Source organism: Salipaludibacillus aurantiacus, assembly GCF_900111295.1.
Classification (GTDB): domain Bacteria; phylum Bacillota; class Bacilli; order Bacillales; family Salisediminibacteriaceae; genus Salipaludibacillus; species Salipaludibacillus aurantiacus.
In genome coordinates this window covers 122,713-142,738 of sequence record NZ_FOGT01000003.1, presented here as the reverse complement: position 1 = coordinate 142,738, position 20,026 = coordinate 122,713, and the positions used below count along the sequence as shown (strand labels likewise).

Genomic DNA, 20,026 nt, shown 5'->3' with positions numbered 1-20,026 from the left:
TGTTTCTCCTGAGAAAGTTAAGGGAAAATGGAAACTGAACTCTATTTTTCAGAAAGGCTGGTTGATATGCTCCTTCATTATAGTTGGCTTACTTCTTATACAGTTTACGGTAACGATGGAGAAATTGGTAAAGTAAAAGACGTGTATTTTGATGAAATTAAATGGACGATCCGTTATTTAGTAGTTAATACAGGTAAAACCTTCTTGTCTGATCAGGCGTTTATATCTCCTGCTTCTGTCGAAAAAATCGATCACCAGAATGAAGTTATCCGCGCAGGAATTTCAAACGACGAGGTGCAGAAATCACCCGACCCTGGAGAGGAACCTGTCACGAGAAAGTTTGAAAAAGATTTTACACTGCATTACCGGCTGAATCCTTATTGGGTTGGCAACGGTGTATGGGGAACCACAGCAGCACCGCATGATATGATGAATGAAGAAGCACAGCTGCTTCAACCGGAACAAGGTGATGACAGGACATACGTACACCAGGCGAAAAATGTGACCGGATATACGCTTTCTGTTAAAGATGAAACATTTGGTAAAATAGATGATCTGTTGATTGACGGATCTACTTTTCAAATTAAATACTTCATTGTGGATAGCCGTAAGTGGTTCCCAGGTGGTAAAAAAGTTATCATCTCCCCGCAATGGATTGATGAAATCTTCTGGGATACTGCACAAATCAGAATAGATGTCACGCGCCAGCAAATTGAGGATGCACCGGAATACCGCCCGGAAATGGATTTAAGTGACAGAAGAGAAGCTGACTTGTGGCTCCATTATAAAAAATAATCATCTTACACACCTTCAACACATCTGTTGAAGGTGTTTTCTTAAGTGAAGGGGGTCAGTCCCCCCATTTTTTTACAAATACAATTTTTAAAATATTCTTTACAGCTATAAATATATTGGGTATAATTTGCTTTGTAATTTAAAAGTTTCCTTCGCACAACTTTTATAGTTCAGGTTAAAACATTGAATTTTAGGAAACATCATTTACTTAGGGCATATAGTATATTTGAGACGTGAGTCTATATTATTTTTAAAGGGAGAGGGTAGAGAATGAATCGTTTTAGAATTAAAGGGGTGGCCGCAGCGTTAGTCTCTTTTGCTTTGCTTTTATCAGCGTGCGGAGAAAATAATGCGGCTAACGAAAATGAAAACGGCGGAAACGATGCTGCAGGGAATAATAATTCAAATACTAATGAAACTGAGAATAATACTAACAATCAGGAAGATGGACTGTATATAACTGCCAGCTTTTCAATTATTGCAGATATGACTGAACAAGTATTGGGGGACAGAGGAACAGTAGATTACATTGTACCGATAGGGGAAGAGCCGCATGAATATGAACCGGTACCAAGTGATTTCAGAAATGTCAGTGATTCCGACGTCTTTTATGTTAACGGGTTAGGCCTGGAAGAATGGCTGGAAAGAATAGTGGATAATGCTTCAGATACGCCTCTTCTTACGTTATCCGACGGAGTGACGGAAATTCCCCTTGAGGGAGAAAGTGCACCTGACCCGCACGCATGGCTGAGCCCTAAAAATGCTTCATACTATATTGAAAATATTGTAGATGATTTAAGTGAAAGGGATCCGGCCGGTGAAGATATTTACCGTGAAAACGCAGATGCCTATTTAGAAGAGATAAATGAGCTGGATGCCTGGATTGAAGAAAAAGTGGAGGCTGTTCCTGAAGAACACCGTACAATTGTAGTAAGCGAAAACGCATTTAAATACTTCGGGGAAGATTACGGTTTTGAAACTGAAGGAATCTGGGAAATTAACTCCCATGAAGAAGGGACATCCGGACAGATCAATCGATTAATTGATGTCATTCAGGATAAAGAAATTCCGGCTGTATTCGTTGAAACGACTGTTGATCAGCGTTATATGGAAACTGTAGCTGAAAACGCAGGCGTAGAGATAGCCGGAGAGGTGTATACGGACGCGGTAGGACAGGAAGGTTCGGGGGCTGAGACTTATTTGGAAATGATCAGACATAATGCCGAAGTCTTTACTGACGGTTTAAGCGGAAATTAAGCAGACCTTTTGAATTTCATCATAGATCTTGTTAAAATACCTTTAAATGTATTTTTAATTGAGGTGAAATGATGAATATTTCTGACAAAGCAAAAGGATACATTCAGGGGATCCTGAATGAACACAACGCATCAAACATCAAGATTTTTATTGCCGGCATGGGTTGAGGCGGTCCCCAGCTGGGATTGGCTCTGGATGAGCCAACAGAAGATGATGTAGTGGAAGAAGTTAACGGTATCAAAGTTGCCTTTGATAAGCACATTCACGGCCAGACAGGCGGCATGGCACTGGAGTACCAGGAAACACCTCAGGGCGGCGGTTTAGTCCTGAAAGGAAACGAAAGTGACTGCTGTTAAATAAAATAGTTTGCAAGATAGAAACCTGTCATTGAAAATGGCAGGTTTTTTTTCAGCTGTATAAGGAAATTCTGTAAAGTATAATAGAACTGTTAAAATTAATGAGCGGGTAAAAATTATTTTTCAGGAAGAGGTGCGTCGATTTTTCCATATCAACGGGTGGGGGGGCCGTTCATTGTATGACGGCATTTTTAAAAAGAGATCCTGTATAAAAAACATGAGGGGTTAAATGCCTCCCTAAAATGAATTGTCATGAGAACAGAAAACTACTATCATTAGAAAGAGATAAGAATTGGATAGGAGAGAAAAGTATGAAGATTGACATTTTGAAATGCCATGGATCAGGAAATGACTTTATTATAATTGATGAGATGGATGAAAAATATTCGTTTACAGATGAAGAGCGTGTGAAGCTTACAAAGCAGCTTGCTGCGAGAAATAAATTAATCGGTTCGGACGGCACATTATTTATACAACACAGTGAACAGGCTGATGCGAGAATGCGCATGTTTAATACAGACGGCTCAGAAGCGGAAATGTGCGGAAATGGCTTAAGATGCGTCGCAAGGTATGTAACAGAGAAAATGGGCCGGGATACGGTCATAATTGAAACAATGAAAGCGGATTTGGAAGTGGCTCGTGTGGAAGAGATCTTTGAAAACATTCCGACATACGAAGTAGCTATTGAACCCGTTTCTTTAAGCCCTGACATCATCCCTTTAAAGTCAGATGAGCCGGAACATATTGATAAGCCGATTAAAGAATTGCACCCGTCTTTAACTTTTACAGCTTTAAGTGTCCCTAATCCCCATATTGTGACTGTGGTAGACGAAGTTAATGAGACTGACGTAAGGCAAATCGGAGAGAAGGCGAATATGTTAAAAGAGGTGCTGCCAAATGGCGTGAATGTCAGTTTCTTAAAGAAAGTTGCAGATGGACGAGTCTTCGTTCAGACTTTCGAGCGCGGGGTGGGATTGACGAATGCCTGCGGCACGGCGATGTCAGCTTCAAGCCTCGTCTCATGCTTATTGGGGCTGAATCAATTTGATGAAAAAATAACTGTTCTTAATCCGGGAGGAATGGTTCAATGCCTCGTCCACAAAGACGGCCAGGGAGATTATTTTATCCGCCTGCGTGGAAATGCGACTTATGAATTCAATGCTAGTGTAAAAATTGACTTCTCAAATCCTGAAAATGCAGAAATCCTTGAAAAAACAGCCTATGAAGAAGAAATTTTAAACTATGCCAAACTCGCAGAAGCAGCTGAAAACATGGCATAAAAAATTTTGTGGGGGCTGACCCCAGTGTACTGCCCCCTGTCAAGTAGACAGGGGGCAGTTCATTAAGATTTTGTTTGAATGTCTTAAGGCTGCTATTCTTTTCACCGGGTTTATCCCAGCCTCGTCTTTTTTTACTGATGCGTTTTATCTCTTTCTACCGGAATAATAATTTCATCTTCTTTAGGGATTCTGGAATTTAGTTCCAAATGTTTTTTTCCCCAATCCATCATTTCTTTCAGCATCCCTTCTAATTCAGCTCCATATTCCGTCACGGAATATTCAACCCTGGGTGGGACCTCCTTATAGGATTTTCTCTCAATTAAACCGTCCTTTTCAAGTTCCTTTAATTGTTTAATGAGGGTCTGATGGTTAATTAAAGGCAGGCTTGATTTAATTTTACTGAACCTCAGCGTTCTTCCCATCAGCAGCAGTAATATAGCTGCTTTCCATTTGCCGCAGACAATATCCAATGTCGCTTTTATAGCCTTAATTTCTTTTGTTTCCATAACCGTTCCTCCCTGGTATATAAAAATATACTTCTTACATAAGAGAAAAATCTGTGCCACACTAGTAATCACATCACTTTAATCCATTTAAAGGTCTTAAATAAAGGAGTTTTTGGAAGACTATGACTCGAGAGAGAAGAGATATATCCCAATCCATTGTTAATTATCTAGTAGAAAATGAAAATGAGCTTATTAGTAAAGTCCTCAGCCATGAAGACATGTCAAGCCTCCATGATACAGCCCCTCTTAGAGACATCTTCTTTCAATTTCTTCATCGCTTTCAGGAAAACTTATTAGCCTCCTCTTCACGTAAACGCCCGTTAACGCCTCTTATTGGAAATATTAAAGAGCAGCAACTGATGGGAAACAGTGTTGCTGTTACAACTGTGATTGACGGTCTTTACGACATGTCAAAAACTATTTGGACAATGTTCAAAAAAGAAGCTCAGGATATTTTTAATCTTACAGCCGATGAACTTTTATATATCCATGATTTACTGAATAAAGAGATTAAGTATGCTGTTAAAGAAGTATTGAATTTCCATGTCTCCTTATCAAATCAGAAAGAAGAAAAGTTTAATGAAAAGCTGAATGAATTGTCTGTTCCTATCATTAATGTGACCGGAAACACAGCCATTTGTCCGCTTATCGGGGCGATTGATGAATCAAGAGGCCGGTATTTACTGCATGAGACGCTTCAGCAATGTAAAGACCGTAAAATTAACAGACTGATTTTTGATCTGTCGGGAGTGCCCAAAATAGATGATATAGTAGCCTCACATTTAAACTTGGTTATTAAATCTTTAGATCTTATTGGTGTGTATATTACCCTCACTGGTGTCCGGTCAAACATTGCCATGACAGTCATTCAGCAGGATATAACCTTTGAAAAAGTGAGTATTAAAGCGACTGTTAAACAGGCATTAACAAGTATGGAAATAATCAAAGACAATAATTAATCGCCTTATAAATCAAGGCGTGGTTCATCAAAAAGCTGTCTCTTTTCCCGAGTCAAGTAAAAACAATATTTAAATAATTCCCCGCATGAAAGCCCAGAGAATTGAGGCTGAGACAAAACTAAAGACAAGTTTGTAAAGGACGAACAATAATTTTATCCTCTGCTTTGATTGAAGGACAGAAGGCGGCGACGCCACAGGGATTAAGCGCAGTCTGAAGATCCAATTCAACGAAGCTCCAGACTGAGTTGAATTTAGCTGAAGACAAGCCCTTGGGCAAGCGTCCGCCTGGCGGACTGAAATCACTGCAATTACTATTTATCAGAGTTGATTTTTTATTAAGGACAAAAGTGAAAAACCGAACAAAAATCATAAGATTTGTTCGGCTTTCTTTATAATTACTATTCTTTTGTCCCAGCCTCTTTAATTAATGAGGTTTATCCCGCTATTTTATTTGTATTTTATTTGTATTTTCACTTAACCCTTATTGAGGGCTACCTCACATTCATTTCATCAGGTTTCGGTCCTTTTCTTATGCCACGGTCTAAATTATTAATTAGTTCCATTTCATCATCCGTCAATTCAAAATCAAACACATCGAAGTTCTCTTCAATTCGTGAAGGAGTCACTGATTTTGGAATAACAATTGAATCGTTTTGCAGGTGCCAGCGTATGATTATCTGGGCGCCTGTTTTGTTATGGTCCCGGGCAATCCCCTGAACGACAGGGTGGTTCAGAACTTCGCCGCCCTGCATAAGCGGACTCCAGGCTTCTACGTAAATATCATGTTTTTTGCAAAAGGTTTTTAATTCATTCTGGGCTAAAAATGGATGGCATTCCACCTGATTCAATACTGGTTTAACCTCGCACTCATCTAACAGGCGCTGAAGATGGTGAATTTCAAAATTACAGACGCCAATCGCTTTGACACGCCCGTCTTTATACAGCTTCTCCATCGCTTTGTATGTATCTACGTAATCATCAAATTCAGGAGTTGGCCAGTGAATGAGATAAAGATCGACGTATTCCAGACCGAGGCGTTCTAGACTCTCATCAAAAGCTTTTAATGTAGTGTCGTATCCTTGGTCGGCATTCCACACTTTTGTGGTAATGAAGAGGTCTTCTCTTGGCACGCTGCTTTGTCTGATCGCTTTCCCTACACCACGTTCATTTTTATAGATCATAGCTGTGTCAATCGAACGGTAACCGGTTTCCAATGCTTTGATAACTGCTGGTGTTGCTTTGTCGTCTTCGACTTGCCATACTCCGAATCCAAGCTGAGGCATGGTCACCCCGTTATTAAGAGTTATCACCTTCATCTAATCACTCCTCCAAATAGTATCTCATTCACAAGTATATCATAACCTTGTATGTAAGCGCCTTACAATCCTATTTTGATAAGACAGACACTCTCATGCTGTGATGGGCATATACATAGAAAACGAAGCAAAGGAGGGGGTGTGAAAGCATGTCAACTATTCTGGCAGCCGTCACGCACTTTATCAAAGAATTGCTTGTATTTGTCTCGTTTGTTAAAAACAATGCGTTTCCGCAGCCGCTGAGCCAAAAAGAAGAAAAGAAATACATTGAACTGATGAAAGAAGGAGACGAACACGCCCGTAATCTGCTAATTGAACATAACTTGCGTTTGGTGGCCCACATCGTCAAGAAGTTTGAAAACACGAGAGAAGACACGGAAGACCTCATTTCCATCGGTACGATCGGCCTTATAAAGGCAATCGAAAGCTATTCATCAGGAAAAGGCACAAAACTGGCAACCTATGCCGCACGGTGTATTGAGAATGAAATCCTCATGCACCTGCGTGCGCTTAAAAAAGTGCGTAAAGATGTCTCGCTCCATGACCCTATCGGCCAGGATAAGGAAGGGAATGAGATCAGCCTGATTGATGTCCTGCAGGCGAATACTGAAGATCTGGCTGAGCAGATTCAGTTAAAAATGGAAAAAAAGCAGATTTATCAATACATTCATGTGCTTGATGACCGGGAGAAAGAGGTAGTTATCGGGCGTTTCGGACTGGACCTGAAAAAAGAAAAAACGCAAAGGGAAATTGCTAAACAGCTTGGAATCTCCAGAAGTTACGTATCGAGAATTGAGAAAAGAGCGTTGATGAAGCTCTTCCATGAATTTTACAGACATCAAAAAGCAGTGTTGAGAAAAGAGGATGGATAAGCGGCACCGGAAATAAAAGGAGAGAGCCACGGCTTTCTTCTTTTATTGGTGTTAAGATATAATACCGTGCCTGACGATCTCAACAGTTACCTCCACTTGAAAGTCCACCTCGGGATAGACTTCTTTCCATTCAATTTCTTTCCAGAAAGGATAATGAAAAGCATGGATCCTGCGTCCTATGCCTATGATATCTGAATTGCTCTCCTTAAGCTTTTCTGTCAGTTCTTGAAACTTTTCCGTGAAATTATCAGCCAGCAGAGCGCTTAATTCATTTAACTTCTCCTCATTGTCCAAGTCGTCTAACGGATATTCGATAACATTGACGAATAATCCTAATTTAAGCGGCACTTCGATCTGACCGGTTGCCTGATTTACAGTGACGTCTAAATTTCTGTTAACTTCTTCTACATCAATGGTCACATAATTTTCTAATTCATTCTCTCTGTCGCTGTGGACTTTTTCGGTAAGTGAAGCTGTTTGCTGCAGCTGGTCCATCATTAAGAGAAGCATTGTTGTTTCTCTTTCAGACAAAGTTCCCGTCATTTGTTTGTCATTAAACAGGGCAACACCTGCAAGATGAGGGCTCCCTTCTTCGACTGTCAAATAAGGGATCATGGCATCCTGCCCGCGGTCGAACAAGGGAGGGCAGATCAATTGAATGTTGGTAATAGGAAGCATTGTTTTTTCTTCAGCAGCCTTTATGAGTTCTGCAATCAATTCACTTGTTCTCGGCCGGTCTTCCAGTCGTAAATCCACAAGGTCTTTAGCTTTATCTTCTACGATCACAAGTTTGGCGGCTAAAGCGGACCGGGGGTCCCGGTACAGGACATCCAGCGGGGGATAAAGATCATTACTTGCCAGCTCTTCTCCAATCATCAGCACCCTCAGTTTACTTAAGTCAAGAGTTTCGGAAACTTCTGCTTCCAGGTTATCTCGAGCATTGCGGGGGGTGTGCCCTAAAGCAGAAACGATCTGGGCTCTTTCTGTTGTCCTGTACTTTTCCGGAATAGGTGAAGAAAAGGTTACCTCAATTTGCTGCTCTTCGTCATCAGTATCATATCCCGCTGATTTGACAACTGTAATGTCTCTAAGCTGTCTGGAATCCCAACATCCGGTATTTAATACAACAATAAAAATAACCAAGGCAGTTAAAACCACTTTCATGAGGCCTTCTCCTTTCCGCGCGCCGGTTTTTTTCTGATCAGGGCAGTTATCAGCAATATCACAGGAATAAAAACAATAAAGGTGTAACTGACACTTCCTACAAATTCGGATAAAGTATCTATCGCTTCGTTTGATTCGAAGAAGAGAGCAATACTTAAAATCAGCACCCCTAAATAAAATACGGTGCTTTTCCGTTTTTTTAAACTGAAAATCACCTGGGTGTATTGTGAAGCTAAAAATAAATAAGTCATTAACGAAGTGGTTACTGAAATAATCCAAACAGATATAAATATAAGGTCAAGCCTGTCAATGACCGGGGAAGAAAATGCTTTAAGCATGTAGAGTACAGGATTTGGGACGAGTACAATTTCATCAGGACTGAAAAACAAATAAGCCGTGATAGAGGTAAAGACGTAAACGAAAGTCGTAAACCAGATCGCATAAGAAGAGACCTTCGTAATGTCTTTTTTAGCAGCCTGAATAAATGGGTAAATAAACAGAATAAGTTCAAAGCCAAGCATCGACTGGAGGGAAGCGTCTGCACCTTTTAAGTAATCAGCTAAGCTAATATGGCCGAGCGGAAGCAAATATAACGGGTGTGCGGCCGTGTACCCTGTGAACTGGACGCCGATAATGAGGATCAGTAAACCGGAAACAAGCGTATAAAACCTTGCGATGATATGTATATCTTCTCTTACAAGAAACACAGCCGCACTGACGATAAGCGCCATAATGATCCACTTAGGTGTTTCCGGAAAAAGCCATGAAGCAATCGTCCGGTAATAGAGAGTAAGGATAAGAATCGTCACTGTCAGAAAATATAAAAAGTATAAAAAATTCACCAGGATTGACAGCGGTTTTCCTATAAGAATTCTCGTCATTGTAAAAAACGTGTGGTCTTTAAAACGATGAATAAGAGAAATATAGAGTATTAAAAGGCTTTGAATGATTCCTCCCGTGATGAGAATAGAAATCCATCCTTCCCACTCTGCTTCAGCGAAGACGCGGGCAGGAAGAGTAAGCACGGCTATTCCGATCTGTGTCTGGACAATAAGAAAGAAAATTTGATTGGCTGAAATACGGTTATTTAATAACGGTTCCATATCATTCCTCAACTTTCATTTTTGATTATTATTATTTTGCTCATTATCCAGATTCAGCCAGGTTGTTTTTGTATGCGGGAAACGTAAAACGTCTTTTAGAATCCCTTTAAAATGAAAAGGAGCAAACGGATAAAAGTAAGGCTTTCCAAGACTTGTAAGTTTACATAAGTGTATAAGGTAAATATTTAAACAAAATACGATGCCAAGAAAGCCTAACAGAGACGCCATAATCATAATAGGAAAGCGGAGAAGCCGGACAGACATGCTCATTTCATTTGCCGGTACAGCAAATGAAGAAATAGCTGTTAAAGCTACTACAATAATCATGACACTGGAAACGAACCCGGCATTTACGACGGCATCCCCAATGACAAGACCTCCTACAATTCCAATGGTCTGACCGATCGGGCTTGGGAGACGGACCCCTGCTTCCCTTATCAGTTCTAATGTCAGTTCCATGAAAAAGGCTTCTACTATAGGTGGATAAGGAATTTCTTCCACGGCGTCTTTTATGACAAATGTCATCCCGTACGGAATAATTTCGAAATGGAAACTGATGATAGCAATGTAGATGCCCGGCAAGGTCACTGACGTAACAAAGCTGAACATGCGAAGAAGCCGGAAGAAAGTACCCGCATACCAGCGGCTGTTATAATCATCGTTTGACTGGTAAAAAGACAGGAAGCTCATTGGGAGGAGCAAAGCCGTTCCTTCTCCCTCTACAAAAAGAACGATTTTTCCATCCAGTAAGTTAAGTGCACAGCGGTCCGGCCGTTCGGTACTCATAAACTGGGGAAACGGGGAATAAGGAAAATCCTCCAGATATTCTTCAATCACGCCTGAACTTATTAGTTTGTCAGAGTCTATTTTCGAAAGCCGCCTGTCAATTTCATTCAGTACTTTTTTATCAGCTATTCCTTCTACATGGACAATACAGACTTTTGTATTCTTTTTCTCTCCGACTTTTTTAAAACGAATCGTTAACTGTGGATGCTGAACCATCTGCCGGAGCAGGTAGATATTAACCATCAATGATTCGACAAAGCCCTGATGGGCGCCGCGGATAATCTGTTCATTTTCAGGCTGTCCGATGTCTCTCAGGATAATTTTGTTTGTATTTAACGTATAGCAGTAATCGAGCCCGTCAATAAACAACAGACATTTTCCAGCCAGTATATGCGGCACGGCTTCAGATACGTGCAGGAGCTTCGAAGCATCCATATTCTTTAATGTATCTTCAAGGGCCTCAATAGAATGGACGTGATTTAACTTGCTGTAGAGGTTTTTTTCCATTTTCTCTTCATCAGTCAAAGACTCGAGAAACATGACTGAACACGTATGTGCGTCTATTGTAAAAGGTTTTTCAATTAAATCTTCTGTGTAGTTGAGTGTCTCTTTAAGGTAGACTTTATTCTCAGCCATATCTTCCTTTGCTGGATATGGAGGAAGTTCATAATCAGTGATGACAGGATTCGTCCTGTCATTATCCGTTTTACTTTTATCTCTCTTAAACCACTTTAAAAGTTTCATCGTCTTCCCCCTTTAAACAGAAACTATTTAGTAATGTGTGTGTAACTGGAAAAACTTATACATTCAGTGTCATTCAGGTAAACCATTTAATTTTTAAATGAGATGTGTGGTAAGATAATGACGAATGACCAAGGATGAGGAGGCAAACTTATGAAATTTATTGACAACGAAAACATTACTGATCCGAGAATTAATCTCGCTATCGAAGAATATGCGCTGAGAAATCTTCCAATTGACGACACCTATCTGCTTTTTTATGTCAATGAGCCTTCGATTATTATCGGAAAAAACCAAAATACAATAGAAGAAATTAATAAAGAATACGTGGATAAAAATGGTATCCACGTTGTTCGCCGCCTGTCAGGGGGAGGAGCAGTTTATCATGATTTAGGTAATTTGAATTTCAGTTTTCTTACAAGAGATGACGGGGACAGTTTTTCAAACTTTAAGAAGTTTACCGAGCCGGTTATACGTGCGCTCGAGAAAATGGGGGTAGAGGCTAAGCTGAGCGGCAGGAATGACATTCATGTCGGAGAGCGTAAAATCTCCGGAAACGCCCAATATACCACTAAAGGCCGTATGTTCAGTCATGGTACGCTGCTATTAGATTCGGAAATTGAAAAAGTAGTGGATGCGCTGAACGTAAATGAGGAAAAAATCCGTTCGAAAGGCATTAAATCCATTCGGAGCCGTGTTGCCAATATTAATGAGTTTCTGGAAACAAAACTGACTGTTAATGAACTGAAAGAAATCTTACTTAAAGACATTTTTGCAAGCGGGGAAGTGAACACTTATCACTTGACCGATGAGGACTGGGAAGGTATAGAAAAAATTTCTGAAGAACGGTACAGGAACTGGGACTGGAACTACGGAAAGTCCCCAAAATTTGATCTGCAGAGGTCAAAAAGGTTTGAGGCCGGCACTATCGATATTCGCTTAAATGTGTCTAAGGGATATATTAAGGAATGTAAAATTTATGGAGATTTTTTCGGAGTAGGAGATGTAAGCGAAGTAGAGGAAATGCTTACAGAAGTAAAATATGAGAAGAATGCTCTTCATGAAGCTTTAGCCAATCTTGATATGACGTATTATTTCGGAAGAATTCCGAGAGAAGGGTTTATTGAACTTATTTACTGATAAAAATAACCGCCGCCTCTTCTGGTCAGAAAAGGCGGCGGTTTAGCAGTTTATTTCTCTGAAACGGCAGCTGTGAGAGCAACATCAACCATCTCATTGAACGTTTCCTGACGTTCCTGAGAGCTTGTCTCTTCGCCTGTAATAATGTGGTCACTTACTGTCAATACAGATAAAGCTTTGACACCAAAACGGGCAGCGATTGTATATAAAGCGGAAGTTTCCATTTCCACTGCAAGAACCTGATGTTCAGCCAGCTGTGGAATAAGATTTTTATCTTCATTATAAAAGACATCACTTGTAAATACACTTCCTACTTTTACATTCAAGTCGTGCTCAGTAGCACCGTCATAAGCTCTTTTTAACAAATCAAAGTTGGCAGTTGGAGCAAAATCGATTCCATTAAAGTGGTGTCTGTTCACACCTGAATTCGATGTAGCGCTCATTGCCAGAATAACGTCGCGGACTTTAACATTTTTCTGTATTGCTCCGCATGTTCCAACGCGAATAAGATTTTTAACATTATAACTGTTAATTAATTCATGAACATAAATAGAAATAGATGGCACACCCATACCTGTGCCTTGAACAGAAATCCTTTCACCCTTGTAAGTCCCTGTAAAGCCGAGCATTCCTCTTACTTCGTTATAGCAGCTCACGTCTTCAAGGAAGTTTTCAGCAATATACTTTGCACGTAACGGATCTCCGGGCAGTAAAATAGATTCTGCAATTTCTCCCTCTTTTGCTCCAATATGTACACTCATTATGATCATCCTTTCTGCAAACATGTCTCTACAAGGTAATGTTAAGCTGGTCATATTCTCCGTATTACTTTTTCTTTTTCTCCTGCAGAGTAGGGTGCTAACCCTCAAAAGAATGTTTATTGAATTTTCCCTGATAATCTTTCCTTCAGAAATTTGGCGGATTTTTTGCGCTGTGATACAGAGAATATTTTTTAACAGACTTTAACAGAGCCTTGTTTAAATTAAACGTACCATATAGTAAACAAAAAATGCAAAGTATATTGTAACGGGAAATAGCGACTTTACTATTTTTTGCTGACAGCCCAGCTGGTATAAAAAAACCCGGAACGAGTCAATCGTCCGGGAAGTGCTATTAGTTATTTTGCTTCAACTCCAAGTACGCGGTTAACCCGTTTTCGAAGCATTTTCATGCCCCCGCCTCCGGCCTGAAAGTGCCGAAGCTGGCCATCTTTATCAAAAACATAATAGGCTGGTACATATTGATTTTCAAACGCATCGGTAAGCTTGTGTTCGCTGTCTACAAAAATTGGCTGAGTAATATCATGTCCCTGAGCGGTAGCTTCAATGACGCTCATATCCAAATCTTTCTCAGATCGCGGCATGTGAACAGCAATAACGTTTAATTCATCTTCATATTCATCACGAAACTCATTTACATCAGGCATTGCTTCTTTACATAAGCCGCAGCTTACTGACCAGAAGTGAATAAGTGTTGGCTTATCACCGATTAAATCCTCTTTTGTCACTTCATCGTTTAACCATTTTGTGGCACCGGACAATTCAGGCATTTGTTCACGAAGTTTCATACAGGACACTCCTTTTTCTGTTTTAATGTTTATTCTGGATATGCTGTATCATACAGAATAAAATCGCCCAACCAGGACGATTTTATTCTCTTGTCTTTTAATTTAGTCGTGTCTTAAAGTACGGCTTGTCCAGGCTTCCAGTTTGCCGGGCAAAGGCCGCCTGTCTGAAGAGCCTGGAGAACACGGAGAGTCTCGTCAACGTCGCGTCCAATATTATTGTGGTTCACGACAGAGTACATAAGCTCGCCTTCCGGACTGATAATAAACAATCCTCTGAGAGCTACGCCTTCTTCTTCAATAAGGACACCGTAATCGCGGGCTACCGCGTGATTTGTATCTGCTGCAAGAGGGTAATTTAAATCACCCAGTCCGTTGTCATCACGGTCTGTATTGATCCATGCAAGGTGAGTATGCACAGTATCAGTAGATACACCGATTACTTCTGTATCTAAGTCTTCAAATTCATCAAATCTGTCACTGATAGACGTAATTTCCGTTGGGCATACAAATGTGAAATCCATTGGGTAAAAGTAGAGCACTGTCCACTTGTCATTCTTCATGTTTTGTTCTAAAGAAACTTTTTTGAACTCTTTATCTGGCATTACAGCGTCCATTTCAAACCTTGGAGCCTGTTTAGCAACCATACGCTTGTCTGACATAATAAAATCTCTCCTTGTTTTTAATAATTATTATTACTTTATACAAATTATATTTTACATGAATGAAAGTTCATGTCAAGTGAAATTATTCACTTTAAATTTCATTCAGAAACTATTATAAATAAAGAGGTAATCAGAGGGCAAGTGAAATGCTTAGTCATATTTATTCTCAATAAAAGCCTAGAATTCTCACTTGTTTAAAAACTTATGACTAACCCACTCAATAAGTTTTTCTTTACTGGTTTCAGGGTTTTCCAATTGTTTTATATCTACCTCAAGTAGAATTTCTTTGAAATACGGGCTCGGCTTGAGGCCCAGTTTTTTCAGATCATTGCCGTCAACTTTTCTTGTTAGCTTTTCTCGAGTGAGCAAATAGTTAAACAACTTTTCATTATGATCTGGAAATTCTATTGCAAAGTAGCCAAATAAAGGTTCAGGTTTCATCGTTGCAAGGTTTACATGGATATCCCTGATTGGTAAAGAAGGATCAATGGAACGGGACTGATGGCTGACCAGCAAATTATAAAGATCGTTTAGCGTTTTGACATCTTCTTTAGTCAGGCAAAACCCTTCGAGGTCTACTTCGTCGTTTACCCTTCCTGTCGTTAAAGAAAACATGTAGGCCATCCAGATAGAACGGTTTACAGCAATGCCCTCCTCTTTAAAAACTGAATGCCAGTAGTAGATGCAATCAATACGCTTTTGTACAGGTTCGTCATCACCCGGCCTTGTAAGCAGGTACTTATTGAGGGTAAGTTCCCGCATCCTCTTTACGCCCTCAGAGGCATTTTCTTCAGTGAAAAGTCTGATCAACTCACTTGATAATCTCGGTTTAGAAACTGACAGAAGATTATTGGCAGACTGAACAGCCAGTCTTTCAGTTTGTTCATCCATGGAGAAATTAAACCGGCTTTCAAACCTGACGGCCCTTAAGATTCTCGTGGGATCCTCTACAAAACTTAAGTTATAAAGAACTCTCAGCTTTTCTTTGTTAAGGTCTTCATATCCATGGAAATAATCAAGTAATTCTCCGAATTCCTCCTGATTAAGGCATATCCCCATTGCGTTAATTGTAAAATCCCTTCTGTAAAGATCTTCTTTAATCGTAGAGAGTTCTACTTTTGGCAGAGCGGCCGGGAAATCATAGTATTCTGTACGGGCACTTGTTAAATCGACTTTAAATCCCGATGGATGTTTCCAGGTGGCAGTGCGGAATTCATCGTGTTTACGTACTTTCCCTCCGTAAAGTTTCTGTAAATGAAGGGCAAGTGAAATACCGTCCCCTTCCACTACAATATCCATATCCTCATTATCTCTTTCAAGCATCAGGTCGCGAACCATTCCCCCAATAAGGTATGCTCTCATAGACAGATACCCGGCTTCTTCACCTATTAATTCTAAAAGCTGAAAGATAGTCGGCGAAAGGTATTTTTTCATCGTTTCAGTCATCTGCCGCTTCAGAGGCAGAGCGGAACGGGAAGAATAGGAAAGATTGACTCCGGTCTTGCCGTGCATAGCTTGAATAACGTCTGTACGGGACACTATTCCTACCAGCTCTCCATTGTCTATCACAGGGAGCCTGCCAACATGGTCTTCAATCATTAACTCACGAATTGTTTCAATCTTCTCATAAAGTCCAATAGCAATAGGGTTATGGCTCATATATCCTTTAACAGGCGCGTGGCCGAGTTTGTGGTGAAGCGCCTTGTCTACGTCCCGGCGTGAAATAATGCCTCTCAGCTTCTCATCTTCTACAACAGGAAACCCTGTATGTCCGTACCGGTAAAGCATCTTAGAAACTGTTTCAATGCTCGTATCAGGGGCCACGACCCTAACCGGACTTGACATCATGTCTTTCGCTGTAAGCGATGGCCGGACGATAAGAGAGAGGTTTTCTTTAATGGTTTGCACAGTTTCACTGGAGGATTGGTTATTGATCGTAGCTGAAGCTGCCTTTTCATGTCCGCCGCCATGGAACATGTGAATAACCGGCAGTGCATTAATTCGTTCACTCACCACTCTGGCAGTTACAAACGTCTTTTTACCCATTTCTGCTACGGAGAAAGCGGCATCCGCTCCAGTAACCTGGAGAAGTTTCCGGGTTACCTGTGCTAAGTGGCCGGTATAATCAGGTTGCCGATGAGAGGCTATTAGTATATCTACTCCATCTACAGAAGTGATTTCACTGTTATCGAGCAGTTTTTGAAAGAGCTGCTGCTGGACTTCTGTTAAAGAAGATTCACGGAATTGGTCAATTACTTTTAAGTTGGCTCCCTGCTCAAGAAAGAAAGCAGCAGCTGATAAATCCCGTGAGGTCGTGTGGTCATATGTAAAGGCGCCGGTGTCAGAATATACCCCTAAAGAAAAAACAGTGGCTTCAAAAGGCGAAACCGGCAAGTTTTTTTCTTTAATCAGTTCAGAAAGAATAGTGACGGCAGCGCCTGTTTTTTCAATTGTTCCTTCGTGAAACTGTACGGTTTCTTCTGTTTCGGGGTGATGGTCATAGACGGCGTATTTCACCCTATGGGGAAGGTGCTGGCGGATATCCCCAAGCCTGTTGGGCGAATTTGTATCTACCATGATGACTTCCTCTACACGTTCCCAGTCTGTATCTTTGAGACGTTTAAAGGGAAAGGTGTCTTTATAGATAGCAAGGAAGTGATTGACTTCGGAAGAGACTTTGGAAGGCATAATAATTTCGGCTTCCGGATACAGTTTTTTAGCAGCGATCATGGAAGCGAGCCCGTCAAAGTCTAAATTAGTATGAGATACGATCACTTGCATAGTGTTCATCCTCCATCATTATAAGTTATACCGGTTAATGTTAAAATTCGTCTCCCTTGGGAGGAAGACGAATGATTTTACACCTTTTTTACCTTGAAATGACTGATCATAAGCAGAGATAATGTTAAAATAATAAACATCATGACAGGAGGGGCCGTTACTTTAAATAAATAGCTTAATGTCAAAAGACAGCCGGCGGCTGTGATGGGCAGTCCGATAAAGAAACCGCTTTGCTCACTGACATTAAAGCGGGCAAGTCTGATGGCGCCGCAGGCAATAAATATAATAACAGCCATTGAGCCGGGCATCCCGAAATCCTGGAGGGTGGAATGATAGACCAGGAGGACAGGGGCTACACCGAAAGAAATCATGTCACATAACGAATCCAGCTGTTTGCCAACATCCGATTCGATGTTCATTTTTCTGGCAACTTTTCCGTCGAGAAAGTCTAAAATGGCGGCGAGACAAATAAATGCTACAGTTAAACCGAGCTGGCCTTCCAGAACAAAGAGAATGGCAAAACCTCCGAAACCGAGGTTGGTAATTGTTAACACATTTGCAGCCTGGGTACGAAAGCGCTTAACTGTATTATCAACAAGGTGCTGAAAAAGGATCATGAGATCACTCCCTATGTTCTTTTAAAAAGGCCAAAATACTTCAATAGAGATAAATTATACCATATTTTGTGGTATGAAACTATACGGGACAACGCATATGAAAGGAAGGATGGACAATATGAAAAAAGAATTTTACCGGCTTATGCTTGGATTAACTAATAATTCTTTTTATAATTCAATCATTAAAGAGTTTACTAATAAGAGAGTGAGCAAGATTCTGATCCCGTCTTTTTCTAAAACTTTTGGAATTAATGAAGAAGAACTGGCACGGCCATATTCCGATTATAAATCGCTAAGTGATTTCTTCAGCCGGGAATTAAAAGAGGGCGCCCGGCAGCTGTCCGAAATGGAAAATGATGTGGTGAGTCCTGTTGATGGAGTAATCTCGGAAGCAGGCACTGTCACTGAAGATATGTCTTTTCCTGTTAAAGGGAAGAAGCATTCATTGAAAACGATGCTTGGTTTGGAGGAGGCAGTTAACCGTTATGCAGGCGGAGAGTATTGCGTTTTTTATTTGTCGCCGAAAGATTATCACAGAATTCACGCCCCTTATTATGGAACTGTTGTAAGGCGCTGGGCTCTCGGTAAGTATTCTGAACCTGTAAACGCCTTAGGATTTAACTTTGGAAAAGAACCTTTAGCAACAAATTACAGACTGGTTACCGAAATGAAGCACGATGGGGGACGAATGGCTGTCGTAAAAGTAGGGGCTTTAAACGTCAACAGCATTCATCCGGTTCACGTAGACAAAGCAGTTGTTGAAAAAGGCAGAGAGATGGCCTACTTTTCTTTTGGTTCAAGTGTGGTGCTCCTTTTCGAACCGGGTACTGTGGCAATAAAGGAAGAATTAAAAGGTAAAGTCACACCGGTAAAACAGGGAGAAACAATTGGTGTGTGGAGGGGCTGACGAACGATGAAATTACTGTCCTCACTCGCACAAAGAATTGTCCAAGAGGTGACTGACATTGTCAACGAAGAAGTGATTGTAACAGATGATAAGGGAATCATTATTGCTGCCAGTGATGTACAAAGAATTGGAAAGTTTCATGAAGGGGCACAGATTGCCGTATTTAATCAAGAACAGTTTATTATTACTAAAAAAGATGTCATAAGGCTTGAAGGTGTTAAAGCCGGGTTAAACCTTCCAATAATTATAGACAAACATGCCATTGGAGTGATAGGTATAACGGGAGAGCCTGAAAAAGTGGTCAGAATGGGGCAGGTTATCCAACGAATGACTGAGCTGATTATTCAGGAAGCTTATTCGAGTGAAAGGCTGGAATCTGAATCACGCGGCCTTGAAACGTTTGTTTACGAATGGGTGCACTCTGAACATCTTGACAGTGACTTTATGGAGCGGGGAGAAATTCTCGGGATCTCCATCTTTGATGAGAGATTCTGTGTATTATTTGAATTGGATCATATACAAACAGATAAGCGTCAAATTCAAATGCTTGAAAGTGAAATGATGGATGAGATAAAGGGCCAGTTTTCTAAAGGCAGGGATAATATAATCGTCCGATGGGGAAATGGCAGATTTGCCTTATTAAAACACACCGAGCCGGGATTTTCATTAAACACTTTTAAAACAGAACTTTTGGAATTCCAGCGCCGATTGCTGCGCGAAAGGAAAGCAAACATTTACATAGGAGCAGGAAAAATGAGCAAAGACCCTGCCCGGCTGTATAAATCATATCAAGGGGCGAAAAAGGCTCTCAGAGTTTCCAAAAAACAGCGAAGAGTTACTTTTTATGATGAAATGCCCTTGGATATGGCGCTTGCTGAAATAACAGATGATACGAGAAAAGAGTTGATTGAAGAAGTATTAGGGCCAATTATTCATGATAAAGAGCTGATGGAAACGTTAATGTATTATCTTTCCCATAATATGAGCATAAAAGAAACAGCAGAAGCCCAGCATATTCATATCAATACCCTTCATTACAGGCTTAAAAGAATTTACCAATTAACCGGAAAATCGGTAAAAGAGGCCGATTCACTTGTTGCTATGTATATGGCTTTATCTTTTTATCAGGAAATTAAATGATCATACAAATTAGAAACGTTTACAGCGAAAAGATTTGTACAAATCTACATATCTGTAAGCGTTTTATTTTTTTATAA

At 40.5% G+C, this 20,026-nt stretch carries 19 protein-coding genes; 9 read left to right on the top strand and 10 right to left on the bottom strand.

Going from position 1 to position 20,026, the window contains the following annotated elements:
* Positions 1 to 27 precede the first annotated feature (27 nt).
* The 4 genes from BMW59_RS04575 to dapF all read left to right on the top strand — a co-directional run bounded on the left by BMW59_RS04575 (position 28) and on the right by dapF (position 3,688).
* The gene (locus tag BMW59_RS04575; RefSeq protein WP_093047964.1) at positions 28 to 795 is read left to right on the top strand and encodes a PRC-barrel domain-containing protein; all 768 of its coding nucleotides are present in this window, start codon (positions 28 to 30) and stop codon (positions 793 to 795) included.
* Between the two features lie 270 nt (positions 796 to 1,065).
* Positions 1,066 to 2,052 carry a metal ABC transporter substrate-binding protein gene (locus tag BMW59_RS04570; RefSeq protein WP_093047962.1) on the top strand — a complete coding sequence of 329 codons (987 nt, stop codon included), beginning with the start codon at positions 1,066 to 1,068 and terminating at the stop codon, positions 2,050 to 2,052.
* A 185-nt stretch (positions 2,053 to 2,237) separates the two neighbouring features.
* Entirely contained in the window at positions 2,238 to 2,408 is a 171-nt protein-coding gene (locus BMW59_RS21525; protein WP_177174181.1) for a hypothetical protein, read from the top strand.
* A gap of 311 nt (positions 2,409 to 2,719) precedes the next feature.
* Complete coding sequence (dapF, locus tag BMW59_RS04565) at positions 2,720 to 3,688, top strand: diaminopimelate epimerase (protein WP_093047960.1); 969 nt, start codon at positions 2,720 to 2,722, stop codon at positions 3,686 to 3,688.
* A gap of 131 nt (positions 3,689 to 3,819) precedes the next feature.
* Here the strand turns inward: dapF and BMW59_RS04560 are convergent, their stop codons facing one another.
* Positions 3,820 to 4,194: a winged helix-turn-helix transcriptional regulator gene (locus BMW59_RS04560; RefSeq protein WP_093047958.1), complete on the bottom strand. Its 375-nt coding sequence runs from the start codon at positions 4,192 to 4,194 to the stop codon at positions 3,820 to 3,822.
* A 122-nt stretch (positions 4,195 to 4,316) separates the two neighbouring features.
* Here BMW59_RS04560 and BMW59_RS04555 point away from each other — a divergent pair, with 122 nt between their 5' ends.
* Complete coding sequence (locus BMW59_RS04555) at positions 4,317 to 5,153, top strand: STAS domain-containing protein (protein WP_093047956.1); 837 nt, start codon at positions 4,317 to 4,319, stop codon at positions 5,151 to 5,153.
* Positions 5,154 to 5,644: 491 nt separating this feature from the next.
* On the opposite strand, the gene BMW59_RS04550 is transcribed toward BMW59_RS04555, so the two are convergent.
* Entirely contained in the window at positions 5,645 to 6,469 is an 825-nt protein-coding gene (locus tag BMW59_RS04550; protein ID WP_093047954.1) for an aldo/keto reductase, read from the bottom strand.
* Positions 6,470 to 6,618: 149 nt separating this feature from the next.
* Here BMW59_RS04550 and sigK point away from each other — a divergent pair, with 149 nt between their 5' ends.
* The gene (gene sigK / locus BMW59_RS04545) at positions 6,619 to 7,341 is read left to right on the top strand and encodes an RNA polymerase sporulation sigma factor SigK (protein WP_093047951.1); all 723 of its coding nucleotides are present in this window, start codon (positions 6,619 to 6,621) and stop codon (positions 7,339 to 7,341) included.
* A gap of 51 nt (positions 7,342 to 7,392) precedes the next feature.
* On the opposite strand, the gene BMW59_RS04540 is transcribed toward sigK, so the two are convergent.
* The 3 genes from BMW59_RS04540 to BMW59_RS04530 are packed head-to-tail and all read right to left on the bottom strand — an operon-like array spanning position 7,393 to position 11,138.
* Positions 7,393 to 8,505, bottom strand: coding sequence for a Ger(x)C family spore germination protein (locus BMW59_RS04540; protein ID WP_093047949.1), 1,113 nt, complete (start codon positions 8,503 to 8,505; stop codon positions 7,393 to 7,395).
* Positions 8,502 to 9,608: a GerAB/ArcD/ProY family transporter gene (locus BMW59_RS04535; RefSeq protein ID WP_093047946.1), complete on the bottom strand. Its 1,107-nt coding sequence runs from the start codon at positions 9,606 to 9,608 to the stop codon at positions 8,502 to 8,504. The genes BMW59_RS04540 and BMW59_RS04535 overlap by 4 nt, the downstream gene beginning before the upstream one ends.
* A gap of 15 nt (positions 9,609 to 9,623) precedes the next feature.
* Positions 9,624 to 11,138, bottom strand: a complete 1,515-nt coding sequence (locus tag BMW59_RS04530) for a spore germination protein (protein WP_093047944.1) — start codon at positions 11,136 to 11,138, stop codon at positions 9,624 to 9,626.
* Positions 11,139 to 11,288: 150 nt separating this feature from the next.
* On the opposite strand from BMW59_RS04530, the gene lplA reads away from it, so the two are divergent.
* Positions 11,289 to 12,275, top strand: coding sequence for a lipoate--protein ligase (gene lplA / locus BMW59_RS04525; protein ID WP_093047942.1), 987 nt, complete (start codon positions 11,289 to 11,291; stop codon positions 12,273 to 12,275).
* Positions 12,276 to 12,325: 50 nt separating this feature from the next.
* On the opposite strand, the gene deoD is transcribed toward lplA, so the two are convergent.
* The 5 genes from deoD to pssA all read right to left on the bottom strand — a co-directional run bounded on the left by deoD (position 12,326) and on the right by pssA (position 17,902).
* Positions 12,326 to 13,036 (bottom strand): purine-nucleoside phosphorylase, encoded by a 711-nt coding sequence (gene deoD / locus BMW59_RS04520; RefSeq protein WP_093047940.1) that lies wholly within the window; start codon positions 13,034 to 13,036, stop codon positions 12,326 to 12,328.
* A 356-nt stretch (positions 13,037 to 13,392) separates the two neighbouring features.
* Complete coding sequence (locus BMW59_RS04515) at positions 13,393 to 13,842, bottom strand: TlpA disulfide reductase family protein (RefSeq protein ID WP_093047938.1); 450 nt, start codon at positions 13,840 to 13,842, stop codon at positions 13,393 to 13,395.
* Positions 13,843 to 13,955: 113 nt separating this feature from the next.
* The gene (locus BMW59_RS04510) at positions 13,956 to 14,501 is read right to left on the bottom strand and encodes a peroxiredoxin (protein WP_093047936.1); all 546 of its coding nucleotides are present in this window, start codon (positions 14,499 to 14,501) and stop codon (positions 13,956 to 13,958) included.
* A gap of 189 nt (positions 14,502 to 14,690) precedes the next feature.
* Positions 14,691 to 17,285 (bottom strand): CBS domain-containing protein, encoded by a 2,595-nt coding sequence (locus BMW59_RS04505; protein ID WP_177174180.1) that lies wholly within the window; start codon positions 17,283 to 17,285, stop codon positions 14,691 to 14,693.
* A gap of 77 nt (positions 17,286 to 17,362) precedes the next feature.
* Complete coding sequence (gene pssA / locus BMW59_RS04500; RefSeq protein WP_093047932.1) at positions 17,363 to 17,902, bottom strand: CDP-diacylglycerol--serine O-phosphatidyltransferase; 540 nt, start codon at positions 17,900 to 17,902, stop codon at positions 17,363 to 17,365.
* Between the two features lie 118 nt (positions 17,903 to 18,020).
* Here pssA and BMW59_RS04495 point away from each other — a divergent pair, with 118 nt between their 5' ends.
* Both BMW59_RS04495 and BMW59_RS04490 read left to right on the top strand, forming a co-directional pair.
* The gene (locus BMW59_RS04495) at positions 18,021 to 18,809 is read left to right on the top strand and encodes a phosphatidylserine decarboxylase (RefSeq protein WP_093047930.1); all 789 of its coding nucleotides are present in this window, start codon (positions 18,021 to 18,023) and stop codon (positions 18,807 to 18,809) included.
* 6 nt (positions 18,810 to 18,815) lie between these two features.
* Positions 18,816 to 19,949: a CdaR family transcriptional regulator gene (locus BMW59_RS04490; RefSeq protein WP_093047928.1), complete on the top strand. Its 1,134-nt coding sequence runs from the start codon at positions 18,816 to 18,818 to the stop codon at positions 19,947 to 19,949.
* The last annotated feature ends 77 nt before the right edge of the window (positions 19,950 to 20,026 follow it).

What these genes read in the sequence shown, in the direction of transcription:
- BMW59_RS04490 (WP_093047928.1), top strand. Translation starts at nt 18,816, where the DNA reads ATGAAATTACTGTCCTCACTCGCACAAAGAATTGTCCAAGAGGTGACT.
- sigK (WP_093047951.1), top strand. Translation starts at nt 6,619, where the DNA reads ATGTCAACTATTCTGGCAGCCGTCACGCACTTTATCAAAGAATTGCTT.
- BMW59_RS04560 (WP_093047958.1), bottom strand. Translation starts at nt 4,194, where the DNA reads ATGGAAACAAAAGAAATTAAGGCTATAAAAGCGACATTGGATATTGTC.
- lplA (WP_093047942.1), top strand. Translation starts at nt 11,289, where the DNA reads ATGAAATTTATTGACAACGAAAACATTACTGATCCGAGAATTAATCTC.
- pssA (WP_093047932.1), bottom strand. Translation starts at nt 17,902, where the DNA reads ATGATCCTTTTTCAGCACCTTGTTGATAATACAGTTAAGCGCTTTCGT.
- BMW59_RS04570 (WP_093047962.1), top strand. Translation starts at nt 1,066, where the DNA reads ATGAATCGTTTTAGAATTAAAGGGGTGGCCGCAGCGTTAGTCTCTTTT.
- BMW59_RS04550 (WP_093047954.1), bottom strand. Translation starts at nt 6,469, where the DNA reads ATGAAGGTGATAACTCTTAATAACGGGGTGACCATGCCTCAGCTTGGA.
- dapF (WP_093047960.1), top strand. Translation starts at nt 2,720, where the DNA reads ATGAAGATTGACATTTTGAAATGCCATGGATCAGGAAATGACTTTATT.
- BMW59_RS04495 (WP_093047930.1), top strand. Translation starts at nt 18,021, where the DNA reads ATGAAAAAAGAATTTTACCGGCTTATGCTTGGATTAACTAATAATTCT.
- BMW59_RS04540 (WP_093047949.1), bottom strand. Translation starts at nt 8,505, where the DNA reads ATGAAAGTGGTTTTAACTGCCTTGGTTATTTTTATTGTTGTATTAAAT.
- BMW59_RS04555 (WP_093047956.1), top strand. Translation starts at nt 4,317, where the DNA reads ATGACTCGAGAGAGAAGAGATATATCCCAATCCATTGTTAATTATCTA.
- BMW59_RS04575 (WP_093047964.1), top strand. Translation starts at nt 28, where the DNA reads ATGGAAACTGAACTCTATTTTTCAGAAAGGCTGGTTGATATGCTCCTT.
- BMW59_RS04535 (WP_093047946.1), bottom strand. Translation starts at nt 9,608, where the DNA reads ATGGAACCGTTATTAAATAACCGTATTTCAGCCAATCAAATTTTCTTT.
- BMW59_RS04510 (WP_093047936.1), bottom strand. Translation starts at nt 14,501, where the DNA reads ATGTCAGACAAGCGTATGGTTGCTAAACAGGCTCCAAGGTTTGAAATG.
- BMW59_RS04505 (WP_177174180.1), bottom strand. Translation starts at nt 17,285, where the DNA reads ATGCAAGTGATCGTATCTCATACTAATTTAGACTTTGACGGGCTCGCT.
- BMW59_RS04530 (WP_093047944.1), bottom strand. Translation starts at nt 11,138, where the DNA reads ATGAAACTTTTAAAGTGGTTTAAGAGAGATAAAAGTAAAACGGATAAT.
- BMW59_RS04515 (WP_093047938.1), bottom strand. Translation starts at nt 13,842, where the DNA reads ATGAAACTTCGTGAACAAATGCCTGAATTGTCCGGTGCCACAAAATGG.
- deoD (WP_093047940.1), bottom strand. Translation starts at nt 13,036, where the DNA reads ATGAGTGTACATATTGGAGCAAAAGAGGGAGAAATTGCAGAATCTATT.